Raw genomic sequence first — 13,655 nt, forward strand, 5'->3', positions numbered from 1 at the left:
GAGCAAATGTTCAGACTTTTACAGTTGTTTCTGTTATTAAAAATTGATAAGATAGTTCAAAATATAAGACAGGCATTATCCGTATTGGAAGGGAGTTTTTCAAATTGACCAGACAACGAAGTGACATGATCAAAAAAGGATTCGACCGCGCACCGCACCGTAGCTTGCTTCGTGCAGCAGGTGTAAAGGATGAGGATTTCGATAAACCGTTTATCGCCATTTGCAACTCGTACATCGACATTATTCCAGGTCACGTGCACTTGCAGGAGTTTGGAAAACTGGTCAAAGAAGCCGTTCGTGCTGCTGGCATGGTTCCATTCGAATTCAATACGATTGGAGTTGACGACGGAATCGCTATGGGGCATATCGGGATGCGCTACTCCCTCCCGAGCCGCGAGATCATCGCAGACAGCCTGGAAACAGTTGTCGCTGCTCACTGGTTTGACGGCATGATTTGTATACCGAACTGTGACAAGATCACGCCTGGGATGATCATGGGTGCGCTTCGTGTCAACATTCCAACCGTCTTTGTAACCGGTGGTCCTATGAAAGCCGGAAAAACGAGTGATGGCCGCTCCATCTCACTTTCCTCCGTATTCGAGGGTGTCGGAGCTCACCAAGCAGGCTTGATCAACGACCAGCAACTCGAAGAGCTGGAGCAATATGGATGCCCGACTTGCGGTTCCTGTTCCGGTATGTTTACAGCGAACTCGATGAACTGTCTGCTCGAAGCCATCGGTTTAGCTCTGCCTGGCAATGGTACCGTACTCGCTGTCTCTCCTGAACGTCGCGAGCTGGTACAATCATCTGCTGAAAAACTGAAAAATTTGATTGAACGCGACATTAAGCCACGCGACATCGTGACACTCGAGGCAATCGACGATGCATTCGCACTCGATATGGCGATGGGTGGGTCAACCAATACGGTTCTCCATACACTGGCTATCGCACAAGAAACAGGCATCGAATACCCAATCGAGCGCATCAACGAAGTAGCGAAGCGCATTCCGCATATTTGCAAGCTGGCTCCTTCCTCCGACTATCATATCGAGGATTGCCACGAGGCAGGCGGCGTATCAGCTGTTCTGAAAGAAATCGCGAAAAAAGCAGGCGCGATCCATCCAGACCGTATCACTGTCACAGGCAAAACCCTTGGCGAAAACATCGCTGACGCTGAAATCAAAAACGATCAAGTCATTCGTCGCCTGGACAACCCGTATAGCGCTTCCGGCGGTCTCGCTGTTCTGTTCGGCAACCTGGCGGAGCAAGGCTCGATCATCAAAACAGGCGGTGTCGATCCTTCTATTAAAAAGCACGAAGGTCCAGCCATCTGCTTCGACTCCCAAGAGGATGCTCTGGCAGGAATCGCAGCTGGCAAAATCAAATCCGGTCATGTTGTCGTCATCCGCTACGAGGGACCTAAAGGCGGTCCAGGCATGCCAGAAATGCTGGCTCCTACCTCGCAAATCGTGGGTATGGGCCTCGGTAAAGAAGTCGCTCTCGTTACAGACGGACGCTTCTCCGGTGCTTCCCGCGGGATCAGTATCGGCCATGTCTCTCCAGAAGCGGCAGAAGGCGGTCCAATTGCCTTCGTACAAGACGGAGATATCATCTCGATTGACCTCGAGGAGCGCACGATCCAGCTACAGGTGGATGAAGCCGAGCTGGCTCGCCGCAAAGAAGGCTGGAAAGAATTCGAGCCAAAAGTAAAAACAGGCTATCTGGCTCGTTACTCCAAGATGGTAACGAATGCGAGCATGGGTGGTATTTTGAAAATCTAGTGTTACAAGTAAAGGTAAACCCTTCCTCTGTGAATCACCTTCACTCAGGAAGGGTTTTTGTATTGACTTTTCCAGCTATCCCCTTTTACAATCAAGTTAATAAATTTTAACTGGTTAAAAGGATTGTGATGGATATTGGAGCAAAAGTCGATTTTTATCATCGAAAACTACGATCAACTAAAAGTGATCAGTGACCCGTTACGCACGAAAATGCTGATGCATCTGGTGGAAAAGCCACACACGGGGCAACAGCTCTCCCAACTTTTTGGACTGTCCCGCGCAAAGATTCTCTACCACCTGCGTGAGCTGGAGAAGCATGGCATCATCCAGTTGGTTAAAAAAGAAGAAAAGGGCGGCAACATTCTCAAATATTATCAGGCGGTGGCAAGAGGCTTCATACCCGCTGATCATCTGCTCACGTATACGGAGTCGAAGGAGGCAACCAGGCAATCCTATGTCGAAGTGTTGCAACGCGCAAAAACAAGAGCACTCAGTGCTCCTGAAGAGGCCTTTGCACTAACGTCATCGGAAGTCGAGAATTGGCCGCGCATATCCCTGCAGTCTGAAGTCAGAGTCAGCGAGCAGGCGTTTGTGTCCTTTTTGCAAAAATACCGGAACCTGCTCCACGAATTGCAGCAAAGCTCCCTAGATGACCCATCTTCGAAGCAGGATTACTACCTGATGATTACAGGATTTCAAATTGATGAACCATTATTCAAAAAGGATGGACAAGAGTAACAAAGGAAAATGTAAGACCATAAGTCCACATGTGTATGAAAAGCCTATTCGAGTAGGTTTTTCTTTCGGACATGTAGTTAATATTTTTTAACCGGTTAATAATAAGGAGAGTGAATTTCCATGGAAGCTGTCCCCAAGCAATCTAGCCTTCCCTCAGCGGATACATCCCGCTTGTTTACGAAACCTTTTACCCTTCTGTGGTTGTCCGCCCTTTGTTCCGGACTCAGTATCTCACTCTTTCTTTTCTCGCAAACCTGGTATATCATCCAGGTTTTATCTCAGGAGGCCTCATTAGGCCTCGTATTTATGGCGGCAACGATTCCCAGAATCGTCTTCATGCTGATAGGCGGAACGCTCGCTGATCGGATGAGCAAAAAGAGAATCCTGTCGATCACAAGCATGCTGAAAGCATTTTTGATGCTGTTGCTTGGAGGAATCATCTGGTCGGGGTATTCCTCGCTTGCGCTGTTTGTTTGGTTCGCTCTCTTCTTCGGTACCATTGATGCCTTTTATTGGCCAGCTCAAAATTCGTTCATACCGTCAATCGTACCCTCTTCTTCCCTTTTGCGAGCGAATTCTGTGCTGCAAACGACAATCCAAACCTCACAGCTCCTCGGTCCTGTTCTTGCCGGTTTTGTGATTGAGTGGGGAAGTTACCCCCTTTTATATGGCTTTGTTGGCTTGCTTCTTCTGGTTGCAAGTGTATCTGCATGGTGCATGCCGAAACAAGAATCAGCCGTTCTTTCCAAACCACAGCAAAAGCTCAAGGAATCTATCAAGGAAAGCTTCTGTTATGTCAGACAATCGGATTTCCTTCCATTGCTATTGACCTCCATCATCTGCCTGAACGTATTTTTGATGGGCCCCTTATACATCGGCTTGCCGATTTTTGTAGATCAGGTGTTGTCTGGCTCTACCCTGCAGTACAGCTTTTTGGAAGGGGCACTCGCTTTTGGCATGCTTGCCGGGGCAATCGTGCTCGCATTCACGACACTGGGTCAAAACAGGTTGCAGATCGCCTTTCTTTTCATGATGATGCAAGCGCTTGTCTTCTTTGCTTTTAGTCTCACCGAACAGTTCTGGCTCAGCTTGCTTATTCTGTTTACCCTCGGCGTCACGTTTTCTCTCATTAATATTCCGATTCTCTCTTTTGTTCAGGAAAAGGTGCCACAAGCCTCGTTAGGGAAAGTCATGAGTTTGGTCTCGCTCTCCTCTTTAGGCTTGCAGCCGATTTCACAGGCGATGACGAGTCTATTGATCGCATACGGACTTACGGCCAAGGAAGTGATGCTGATTGCCTCCATCCCCCTCTTTCTTGCTTCCTGTTTCTTTTATTGGCGGCAAAGGTACGCTCGGCCTGCAAAGAGATCCGATTGAGTTTTGCGCGAAAGCAAAAAGGGATGATCTGCAATGGATCATCCCTTTTCCCTATAGTATTTACAAAACTTGCATATTCGCTCATCGCAACTTTACAGTGTGCGAGACGTATTAGTAAGTAGAGAGCCAAACGAGTAGATTACAAGACTCGCCGTGCCGAAACAAAGCGCTTCTCCCAGGACGTGCCTTTAAAGGTCGAATACGTCACTCCTGGTTTTCCATATGTATGTAAGAGTTTGTTGTTGCCTGCATAAATCGCCACGTGTGTAATCCGTTTGGACGTCGTCGTTGTACTCGCCTTGAAGAACACCAGGTCTCCTTTTTTCAGGTTCGACTTGGACACACTCGTTCCTACCTTGGCTTGATCGCGAGAAGTGCGAGGTATGCTCTTGCCCACTGCGACTTTAAATACGCGCTGTGTAAAGGAAGAGCAATCAAATACGGCTGTGGTACTACTGCTCGCACCGAATTTATAAGGCGTACCCATATACTTTCTTCCCGTGGCAATGACCTTGTCCGCCTTGGATTGCGTCCATGCAGCCTCGGCTACATTTTGCTCTCCTGGCAGTGGAGCGACAATCGCTGTGACTCCCAATGCTACTCCCATTACGATTCCTATGAGGGCTTTATGTAATTTCATGCTGTTCATCCTCCCTTTTCTTGTGAAAAAGATCCCTTCTCAACAAGGGACCATTTTATGCAAAGTTTGGCTGACCTCTCACTTGTTCTCTACTTTACCAAAGCTCACCCTCTATGAAATTACCAAAAACTTACCAAAAACTATTTTTTCAACTGGATACGATTACCGCTTGACGCCTTCGTGCTTGATTTAACAGGCATTCCTCAAATTTTCAGTCTATTTTCTTGCCATAATGTCCCTCTCAAATTGGCAAAATTTATCCAGCCCCAATTTGTTAAAATCCGCGTCCCGCGCGACTTTCGTCCTAGTTCCTTTTACAAAAAACCCCTTTTCCCTCTTTTTTCACGTAATCTGCATTTGGAATCTCTCTTCCCTTTCTTCTCTCTCTACTTGCAACTAGCAGGGAGTCATCGTAAAGTAGATAGGAGTTCGTTTTGAAGGAGGCACATATGCGACTGCGTAACATTCCAGGTGCCGAAGCGGCCCTGAGAGAATATCCGACGTTCGTAGACAATCCCCTTTCCTATAAAGGAAATTGGAAGGAACGCTTCGGGAATAACAATCCGATTCATGTGGAGATCGGCTGTGGAAAAGGACGTTTCATTAATACATTGGCCGAGCGTCACCCTGACATCAATTTCATTGCGGTTGAACTAAAGGCGGAGGTCGTTCTGCGCGCTGTCCAGCGTACGGAGTACAAAGCTATTCCGAATCTGGCTTTTGTCCAGTACGACGCTTCGAAGTTGACCGAGTTGTTTGCCGATCACGAAATTTCTCGCATCTATCTGAACTTTAGTGATCCGTGGCCAAAAACCCGTCATGCGAAACGCCGTCTCACTTACAAAAGCTTCTTGAACACCTATCGTCAGGTGCTTGTGGCAGACGGTGAGCTTCATATGAAGACAGATAATGAGAAGCTTTTTGAGTTTTCACTCAACCAATTCGCTGCCGAGCGCTTCCAAATGCGCAATATCACCTTTGACCTGCACCAGTCCAAGCTGGCGGCAGATAATGTGATGACGGAGTACGAGGAACGCTTTTCTTCTCGTGGGCAGCGCATTTATCGGGTGGAAGCGAGCTGTGTGATTAAGTAAATGTTTGAGTCAACATAGTGCAGGAGAAGAAAAAGCACAGTTCTCTTCGACTCTGACACGCCCGCAAGGGGGATTCACTGGCCGTCTCCATTTCAAAAAGGGGACCGTCGAGCCAAAGCCACCCTACGGGCGGAAGTTTCTCAAGGAAGAAGTGTTCGACAAGCGTGGCCCCCTTTTTGTAGTTCCGACTGGGTAGGCGTTGTCAAGGTCTGCGAGCCCTGCTCTTTTTCTTCTCGCCCAGCTTTGTTGGTTCGTCGGCATTTTCTAAATGCCTATCTAATACAAAAAGACCCTCCGCACTCCCAAGTAGGATTTGAACCTTACTTGTGAGCACGGAGGGTTTTATTATTCTTTTTGCCGCCCGACGCTCTTGTATACGCGCTCTGGACGTCCGACGACACCGTACGAAAGGTCTGCGATGGCGTCTCCTTTGGCTACTAAATATTCTAGGTATCGCCTTGCTGTTGAACGGCTAATGCCTGTTTCTTTGCTGACCAAATCCGTCGTAGCCTCCTGTGTCTGCATGAGAAAGCCTGAAATCTTGTCCAACGTAATTTGGTCGATCCCTTTGACTGCCCTGGTCTCGGTTGTCTTCTTTTGGCCTGTCCGGGCAATGAGCTCATCGATTTGGGCTTGGCTGATCTGATCGGTGTCTTTTTTCCAATCACTCACCTTTTGTCTGAACTCCTGATAATTCCGTAACGTTTGTTGCAGGCGTGCAAAGATAAGTGGCTTGGTAATAAAATCGAAAACACCATAGCGGATCGCCTCTACAACCGCATCCACTTCTTTGGCTGCTGTCAGCATGATGACATCCGTTGTAGGGAACTGCTCCTTTATGATCGACAAAAAATCGAGGCCGTCCATATCCGGAAAATAAATGTCGAGCAACACGAGATCAGGCTGCAAAATTTCCATTTGGTCCTTGGCCTCTTGCCCATTCGTGGCAATGCCAATCACCTCGTACCCCTCCACTTTTTCCACGAAGCGTCGGTTTACCTCTGCAATTCTCAGGTCGTCTTCAATAATGAGTACCCGTATCATCTATAACGGCCTCCTTCCGTTCTGCCGTGCGTGCATCCTTTGGTATCGTCACAGTAAAAATCGTTCCGCCTACCGGATTTCCCGTATGTGTAATATTGCCGTGTACATGTAAAGCAGCTTGTTTGACTAAGTGCAGTCCGTAGCCATGATTCGGCTGTTGTTTGGTAGAGAAGCCCAGCTCAAAGATTCGTTCCGCATTTTCTTCGGAGATGCCTGGCCCTCTGTCCTCTACCTCTATGAGCAAGACCTCTTCCATATTGAGCAAAAAGATCGTGATTTCTGGTGCAAATGCACCTGGAGCTTTTACAGCGTCCATCGCATTATCTATCAAATTACCGAGTATGACAATCAGCTGTGAGCGATCAATCGAGGCAGGAATGTCACGGAAGTTGCTTTCTGGATCAATTTTCAATTCCACTTTTCGTTCGTTGGCTTGATTCAGCTTCCCGAGCAACAAGCCACCTATCAGTGGGTCGGGGACTTCTTGCATAATAAACGTCGTATTGTGAACATGCACATTTAACTCAGAAGAGATCGTTTCAATGGCTTCCTGATACGATTCAAGCTGGATGAGTCCTGATATGAGATGCAGTTTGTTGGAATACTCATGCGTCTGGGAACGGAGGACTTCCGCATACTCCTTCACTCGTGACAGCTCCTGTGTGACCTCGAACAGCTCGGACCGATTGCGAAAACTCGCTACCGCACCCATAACATGGCGCTCCTTATCCATAATCGGGACCCGGTTCACGACTAATACGTGCTTGTCCACATTCGTTTCGCGGTCAAATTCGGCTTTCCCTGTCTCAATCACCTCATGAAGGCCCAGCGAACGAACCAGCTCGTCCTGTTTGTCCATGATACTGTCTTTATCCTTCGCTTGCCCCAGCATATGGAGAGCCGTCTGATTTGCGAGCGTGATCGCCCCTTCCTTATTGACTGCCACAATGCCTTCGCGAATCGATTCCAGCACGGCTTGATTTTCCTGATACAATCGTCCGATTTGTTCTGGCTCCAAACCAAATATGGCTTTCTTTACATTCTGCGAAAGAATAAGCGTAGCCACCACACCCAAGAGCAAGGTGACGATGCCGATGACGAATATTCGATTGCGATACGATTCGATCGTCTCATTTATATCCTCAAACAAAAAGCCGACAGAAACGACCCCCATCACCTTTCCTTCCTCATCATAGATTGGAGTCTTTCCTCTCAATCCGGGGCCAAGCGAACCGACTGTCTCAGAGATGATGGATTGCCCCTCAAATACTGCCTCATTGTCGCCTCCCACCATCTTTTTGCCAATCTGCTCTGGATCAGGATGTGAATAGCGGATGCTTTGCAAATTTCCTACGGTTATAAATGCCGCATTCGTATCCACGCGTATTTTTTCCACGATTGGATTGATAATCTTAGCTGGATCTTCTGCGTCAAACGCCTGTTTGATCTCGGACATCTGTGCGACGGTCTTGGCGGTATGCAGTGCGCGTGTTCCGATCTCATGCTCCAATACACCCGCCAGCATCTGTTCAAACATCGTACCAAGTATGACAGTCACACCAAAAAGGAGCGAGCAAATAATCAACATCAGCTTGCTGTGAAAACGCACATCGTTCCCTCCTCTTCTTCTCATTGTATCTCATTTCGCTCGATGACGAAAAAAGAGGCCATGAGCAGGCCTCTTTTTTTATTTCTTCCTTCTTTTAGTTGACTAGAATGAGATGACTCCGGTAAGAAGAGCAAGCACAATCATCACGATCGATGTTCCAAACGCCCATTTCAGGATGAACTTTTGGGTTTCCGCATAATCGACCCCAACCATTCCGATCAACAGGTACTGTGCTGCAAACAACGGGCTGAGTACATGCAACGGTTGACCCAGGATCGAAGCGCGACCAATTTCCGCCGGATCGATTCCGTAAGCGGCTGCTGCATTCGCCAGGATTGGAACGATTCCGAAGTAATACGCATCGTTCGACATGAAATACGTGAATGGCATGCTTGTTAGCGCTACGAGTAGAGGCATATGGGAACCAAGTGAATCTGGAATCCAGGAAACGAGTGTGCTCGCCATCGCATCGATCATTTTCGTTTCAGTCAGGATGCCTGTAAAGATTCCCGCAGCGAAAACCATGGACACCGTAGCCAGTGCGTTAGCTGCGTGGGCTGCAATCCGTTCTTTCTGATCTTGCATTTTCGGGTAGTTAATAAACAGGGCAATGGCAAAAGCGAGCATGAACATCGTCGGCAGTGGCAAGAAGCTCGTAATCAGACCAACCATCAGGGCTGCTGTCAACAACAGATTGAACCAGATCAGGTGCGGTCGTTTCAGTGCTGCAGTCTCATCCGTCGCCGCCACTTCTTGTCCTGCAAGCGATTGCAAATCTTCATCTGGTATCTCAATAATCCCTAGACGCTTACGCTCTTGTTTGCCCAGAATACAGGCTACGATCATCACCCACGCAATTCCGCCAATCATCAAAGGAATAACAGGGACGAAAATCTCGGAAACATCCATATGGAGTACACTCATAACACGTGCTGTCGGTCCACCCCAAGGCGTCATGTTCATAACACCGAGTGAGAGCATCGCCATAGCTGCCAAAATCATCGGTCTGATTCCCAGCTTGCGATACAAAGGCAGCATCGCTGTAACGGTAATCATATAAGTCGTGGTTCCATCTCCATCCAGTGCGACCAAGGTAGCGAGAATCGCTGTACCTACAATCACCTTCAGTGGGTCACCCTTTACAATTTTCACGATTTTTTTAATTAATGGATCAAACAGACCTGCATCCATCATGACTCCAAAGTACAGAATGGCGAACAGCAGCATGATTCCCGTAGGGGCAATTTTCTTGATGCCTGCAAGCATCATGTCGCCAATTTCTGTACCAAATCCGCTAATCAACGCAAAAACAACAGGAACAACAATTAAAGCAACTAATGCCGAAAGCCGTCTCGACATAATCAAGTACATGAAAACGGCTACCATGAGAAATCCAAGTAATGCCAGCATACGCTAGTTCCCCCTTGCAAGAATGCGCTTACAATGATGTTGTAGCAACCATGACGAATGCGCTTTCATATTGTGCTGTCATTATAACAATGTTCGTAAAAATCCGAATAGAATATGCGCATAAACTGTTTTAACCGCATTTCCTCTATTAACATCATAAAAATCATGAAATGCGCATATGGTGATCGGAGCATGCAAGTACATAAAAAAGAGGCCTTTCGTGAAAGGGCCTCTTTCCATTAAGAAAAAGAACGGCACGAATCAGCCGCTCTCTTGTTTTTCTTATACATCTCGCTTTTGAAACACACGAATGGACAGCCCCAGCGCCACGATGCCATAGAGAATAGTGTAGATGAGCATGGCAGTACTCGGAGGAGAAGTCGTACCGAAAATTCCTTGTGAAGCAAAGGACAGCGGATCGTCAGCCGAATCAAATAACGAAAGTGTCGCTTGCCTGAACAATGAATCGGCAGGAAAGAGCAGACTGGAAATAATCCCGATATTGGTTAGCGAACTATTGCTAAAGACCGCACCAAGCTGCTCAATGAAGCCGCCAACGAAGCTGATCCCGTACAGAATGATCAGGATAATACCGCCCGTCACTGTGGTGGTGATACTGCTTAAAAGCATAGCTACACAGACAAGAATGATCGGCATACTAACGAAGAAAGCAGCTGCTTTCAGAATTTGGCTAGCATCCACCTGAACAGCCAGCATACCTTCCCCCACCCATTGGTTGATCGCCAATAGTCCGGTAAACATCAGGAGTGCATACAACCCCAGCATACTCGCCAACCCGAAAAATTTCCCCAGCACATATTTGTAGCGAGGAAGTGCTCGTGCCAGCCACGTATCGATTTGATGGCTTTCGATTTCAGAGGCAATGCTTCCTACACTGCTCAAAATTGCCAGGAGTGCCGTAATGACAGAGCCAAAGTACAAACCCATGCCCAGCATCTGCGTGGAGAGAACCTGCTTTTCCAACATTCTCTCCACGCCCACGTCTCCTAACATATCCTTCATTTCCTTGACCGCATAGCCTGTGGCAAGTCCAAACAGCAGCAGGAAGGCCATCGACATGATCAGCGTAATCGTGAAAATACGCTTGGAGATCATTTCTCTATACGTGATTTTGATGATCGGCCACATGTCGTTCCCCCTCCTTTCTCTGCACCCAATACAGGAATACGTCTTCCAGTGATTGCTGCTTGCGCACGACTTCATGTACCCCAGCCCCGGATGCAATCAACTGTTGCAACAGAGCGGGTACCCGATTGTCCTGATCCAGCGTCATTAACCATGTATCACGGTCTTCCTCTTGTCTTACGAGACGACTCTCTGTGACGAAGGAAGGAAGCTCGTTAGGAAAACCTGCGCTATCCTTGTCCACTGTCAATTCAATTTGTGGTTGGACGCTGCTCAGCTTGCGCCAGTCGCCATGTACGACCAGTTCACTGCGGTGAATGATCCCGACGTAGTTGCACACGCTCTCCATTTCACTCAGTAGATGACTGTTGAGAAAAACCGTCTTTCCTTGGTCACGTAGCCGCGCGATCAGTTCACGTACTTCTTTTCGCCCGATTGGGTCCAGTGCGGAGGTCGGCTCATCGAGGAAGATCAGCTCTGGATCGGATAAGAGGGCGCAGGCAATCCCGATACGCTGCTGCATGCCTTTGGAATAGCCCCGGATGCGTTCACGCTCACGTCCAGCCATTCCGACCAGCTCAACGACATTTTTTATCACGGAATTGCTCTCGCGAAGTGTTAATCCACACAACTCGGCATGATGCTCCAAGAGCTGTTGACCCGTCAACCAATCAGGATAGCGAAACAGCTCTGGCAAGTACCCTACCTTTTTCCTTGATTCTACACTGCCAATCGGCTGCCCAAGCATTACCGCTTTGCCATTCGTTGGGTGCAATAACCCGAGCATCGTCCTGACAAAGGTACTCTTACCCGCTCCATTTTGCCCGAGGAAACCAAATACGGAGCCGCGCGGTACTTGTAGCGTAATATTTTTGCAGCCAGCTTTACCGTTATATTGCTTGGTCAACTCCCAGGTCTCTATCACATAATCTGACATCGCTTACCTCACTTTCTCCATTGCAAACGGGACAAAGCAGAGCCCTCCTTTTTCAGGAAAACTCTGCCAATGCCCCACTATTTGTTTACTTATTTCAGTTGTTTTGCAAAATCCAACAGCCCATCAGCGCTCTTTTCGCTACCTTCCAGCATGTGAATCTGTCCATCCTGCTGCCACATCAGATGTGCATTGTATTCACCTGTGATCAGCATTCCGTTTTGACCGTTCACTTTCACTTCCTTCATCTTGCTCTCGCCGTCTGCCATGTATGGCACAGGAAGAGTATGCTGCCAGTCTTCAATGCTAATCATCTGTTTTTTCACTTGATCCGGAATGAACGGCAGGGCCAAGAGTGTCTCGCGAAGCTGTGCCAGATCAACTCCCTCTGGTGCGCTTAGCTCAGGTGCGTTTACGACAAAGTAGCTAATATTATCTTTTCCGACAAGCATCCTGACCTGCTGCATCTGTGGAATCTTCAAGGAGAAGCGTTTGCCACTCAGTTTTTCATCAAAGCGCGCCTCTACCTGCAATTGCGCCAGTAGCTTGTTTGCACGATCGGCATCGATCTCCATGTGCATGGTAAAAGGAGATTGGATGTCTACACTATCCACCGTGACGTCCTGCGGCAGCTGTGGCAACTTCACGCCAGCCTTTTCCGCGGATTCCTTGTTGTTGTAATAGTAGCTTCTTTGCTCAAGTTTCTCTTGATCGTTTTTATCCATCCAGATTTTTCCGATCCCAGGCAGTTCCGTCTCGCCCCAATTGCCGTTTGCGATCCATTGTTCCAGCTCTTGCATATCTTCTTGCGTCACTTTGACGAATTCAACTTTATCCATGCGGAAAATGGACAGAAAATCATTCGCTGCTGCTTGTACTTGGGGGAAAGACAGGGACACAGCCAATACTGCTGCTGCCGAAGCACCTGTCACCCATCTTTTTGTTTGTTTGTTCATCTGATTCCAGCTCCTTCTAATTGTTGCTCGATTGGTTATCATTTGTCGCTCTTGTGCATATGTGTCAGTCGATTTCTCGATCGTTTGCGAAAATCGCTGCCATGCTGCTTCTGTATTGACCTTCACATCGTTGGTCTCGGAAAAAGCATGCTCCATCTTCTCACGAGTCCAGCTATCCAAAGCGGACAGTTCGTCCAGCTGTGTACGGCAGGTTTCACAGTACTCCAGATGAAGCAGGAATTGCTCACTTTCTTTTGAGCTGCACTCACCGTCTAAGAACGCCTGGATAAAGCCTGTATCGGCACATTTCATTCCTCTTCCCCCCTCATCCGGCCATATATGGTACGAAATTTACTTTTCGCTCTCGCGAGGAGTGTTCCCACCGAGCTGATCTGCGTGCCAGTCGCTTTAGCCAACTCCGCATAAGGAAATCCGGAATATTTCATGACCAGCAAGGTTCGTTCCCGCTCGTCTAGCTCCTCTAGCACATCGCGAACGATACTCTGGGACTCTTTTGCAAGCCACATCTCTTCTGTAGAAGGGCTGACGTGCTCTTGTTCGGATGCACTTCGCTCTTGTCTTGCGTACCTGCGTTTTTCTGAACGAAGATAGTTGTACGCTGCGTAGAGCGCGGACTTGGACAGCCATGCCGGGATATTTTCGATCACCGTGCGATCCGTATGGTAAAAGGAGAGAAATACATCCTGTGCAATATCTTCTGCCGTTTGTTGCTCTTTCACAATTCGCATGATCTGTCTGACCACAAACGGATAATAGGTCGTAAACAATTCTTGAAAGGTATCTGCTTGATCCTCTACTCGAGCATGGTTCATCACCAGGTTTGCTTGCACCTCCACTGGATTCCTCCTTCCTGCGTCATTGACGAATGCCTCTACTGCTTCGTTCATCTAATAGAAACCGCCAAG

At 47.9% G+C, this 13,655-nt stretch carries 12 protein-coding genes; 4 read left to right on the plus strand and 8 right to left on the minus strand.

Annotated elements, in window-relative coordinates:
• Positions 1-104 precede the first annotated feature (104 nt).
• The 3 genes from ilvD to PMI05_RS11650 all read left to right on the plus strand — a co-directional run bounded on the left by ilvD (position 105) and on the right by PMI05_RS11650 (position 3,896).
• Entirely contained in the window at positions 105-1,781 is a 1,677-nt protein-coding gene (gene ilvD / locus PMI05_RS11640; protein ID WP_007721472.1) for a dihydroxy-acid dehydratase, read from the plus strand.
• Positions 1,782-1,916: 135 nt separating this feature from the next.
• Entirely contained in the window at positions 1,917-2,519 is a 603-nt protein-coding gene (locus PMI05_RS11645; protein WP_007721474.1) for a winged helix-turn-helix domain-containing protein, read from the plus strand.
• Between the two features lie 120 nt (positions 2,520-2,639).
• Positions 2,640-3,896, plus strand: coding sequence for an MFS transporter (locus PMI05_RS11650; RefSeq protein WP_007721475.1), 1,257 nt, complete (start codon positions 2,640-2,642; stop codon positions 3,894-3,896).
• A 139-nt stretch (positions 3,897-4,035) separates the two neighbouring features.
• Here PMI05_RS11650 and PMI05_RS11655 read toward each other — a convergent pair whose 3' ends face one another.
• Complete coding sequence (locus PMI05_RS11655; RefSeq protein WP_007721477.1) at positions 4,036-4,536, minus strand: C40 family peptidase; 501 nt, start codon at positions 4,534-4,536, stop codon at positions 4,036-4,038.
• Between the two features lie 449 nt (positions 4,537-4,985).
• Between PMI05_RS11655 and trmB the strand changes: the two genes are divergently transcribed.
• Positions 4,986-5,630 (plus strand): tRNA (guanosine(46)-N7)-methyltransferase TrmB, encoded by a 645-nt coding sequence (gene trmB, locus PMI05_RS11660; RefSeq protein WP_007721479.1) that lies wholly within the window; start codon positions 4,986-4,988, stop codon positions 5,628-5,630.
• 345 nt (positions 5,631-5,975) lie between these two features.
• Here trmB and PMI05_RS11665 read toward each other — a convergent pair whose 3' ends face one another.
• From PMI05_RS11665 to PMI05_RS11695, 7 genes are all read right to left on the minus strand, one after another.
• Positions 5,976-6,674 (minus strand): DUF977 family protein, encoded by a 699-nt coding sequence (locus PMI05_RS11665; protein ID WP_007721481.1) that lies wholly within the window; start codon positions 6,672-6,674, stop codon positions 5,976-5,978.
• Entirely contained in the window at positions 6,652-8,307 is a 1,656-nt protein-coding gene (locus tag PMI05_RS11670) for a sensor histidine kinase (RefSeq protein WP_081496816.1), read from the minus strand. Before PMI05_RS11670 ends, PMI05_RS11665 begins: the two co-directional genes overlap by 23 nt.
• Positions 8,308-8,385: 78 nt before the next feature.
• The gene (locus PMI05_RS11675; protein ID WP_007721485.1) at positions 8,386-9,693 is read right to left on the minus strand and encodes a CitMHS family transporter; all 1,308 of its coding nucleotides are present in this window, start codon (positions 9,691-9,693) and stop codon (positions 8,386-8,388) included.
• Positions 9,694-9,975: 282 nt separating this feature from the next.
• Entirely contained in the window at positions 9,976-10,842 is an 867-nt protein-coding gene (locus PMI05_RS11680; protein ID WP_007721486.1) for an ABC transporter permease, read from the minus strand.
• Complete coding sequence (locus PMI05_RS11685; protein ID WP_007721488.1) at positions 10,814-11,776, minus strand: ABC transporter ATP-binding protein; 963 nt, start codon at positions 11,774-11,776, stop codon at positions 10,814-10,816. Before PMI05_RS11685 ends, PMI05_RS11680 begins: the two co-directional genes overlap by 29 nt.
• Positions 11,777-11,865: 89 nt before the next feature.
• The gene (locus PMI05_RS11690; RefSeq protein ID WP_007721490.1) at positions 11,866-13,041 is read right to left on the minus strand and encodes an anti-sigma factor; all 1,176 of its coding nucleotides are present in this window, start codon (positions 13,039-13,041) and stop codon (positions 11,866-11,868) included.
• Entirely contained in the window at positions 13,038-13,637 is a 600-nt protein-coding gene (locus PMI05_RS11695) for an RNA polymerase sigma factor SigX (RefSeq protein WP_007721491.1), read from the minus strand. Before PMI05_RS11695 ends, PMI05_RS11690 begins: the two co-directional genes overlap by 4 nt.
• Between the last annotated feature and the right edge of the window lie 18 nt (positions 13,638-13,655).

Origin of the sequence: Brevibacillus sp. BC25, assembly GCF_000282075.1 — a bacterium.
Lineage (GTDB): Bacteria > Bacillota > Bacilli > Brevibacillales > Brevibacillaceae > Brevibacillus.

What these genes read in the sequence shown, in the direction of transcription:
- PMI05_RS11655 (WP_007721477.1), bottom strand. Translation starts at nt 4,536, where the DNA reads ATGAAATTACATAAAGCCCTCATAGGAATCGTAATGGGAGTAGCATTG.
- PMI05_RS11670 (WP_081496816.1), bottom strand. Translation starts at nt 8,307, where the DNA reads ATGAGAAGAAGAGGAGGGAACGATGTGCGTTTTCACAGCAAGCTGATG.
- PMI05_RS11680 (WP_007721486.1), bottom strand. Translation starts at nt 10,842, where the DNA reads ATGTGGCCGATCATCAAAATCACGTATAGAGAAATGATCTCCAAGCGT.
- PMI05_RS11665 (WP_007721481.1), bottom strand. Translation starts at nt 6,674, where the DNA reads ATGATACGGGTACTCATTATTGAAGACGACCTGAGAATTGCAGAGGTA.
- PMI05_RS11685 (WP_007721488.1), bottom strand. Translation starts at nt 11,776, where the DNA reads ATGTCAGATTATGTGATAGAGACCTGGGAGTTGACCAAGCAATATAAC.
- PMI05_RS11650 (WP_007721475.1), top strand. Translation starts at nt 2,640, where the DNA reads ATGGAAGCTGTCCCCAAGCAATCTAGCCTTCCCTCAGCGGATACATCC.
- PMI05_RS11695 (WP_007721491.1), bottom strand. Translation starts at nt 13,637, where the DNA reads ATGAACGAAGCAGTAGAGGCATTCGTCAATGACGCAGGAAGGAGGAAT.
- PMI05_RS11690 (WP_007721490.1), bottom strand. Translation starts at nt 13,041, where the DNA reads ATGAAATGTGCCGATACAGGCTTTATCCAGGCGTTCTTAGACGGTGAG.
- trmB (WP_007721479.1), top strand. Translation starts at nt 4,986, where the DNA reads ATGCGACTGCGTAACATTCCAGGTGCCGAAGCGGCCCTGAGAGAATAT.
- PMI05_RS11675 (WP_007721485.1), bottom strand. Translation starts at nt 9,693, where the DNA reads ATGCTGGCATTACTTGGATTTCTCATGGTAGCCGTTTTCATGTACTTG.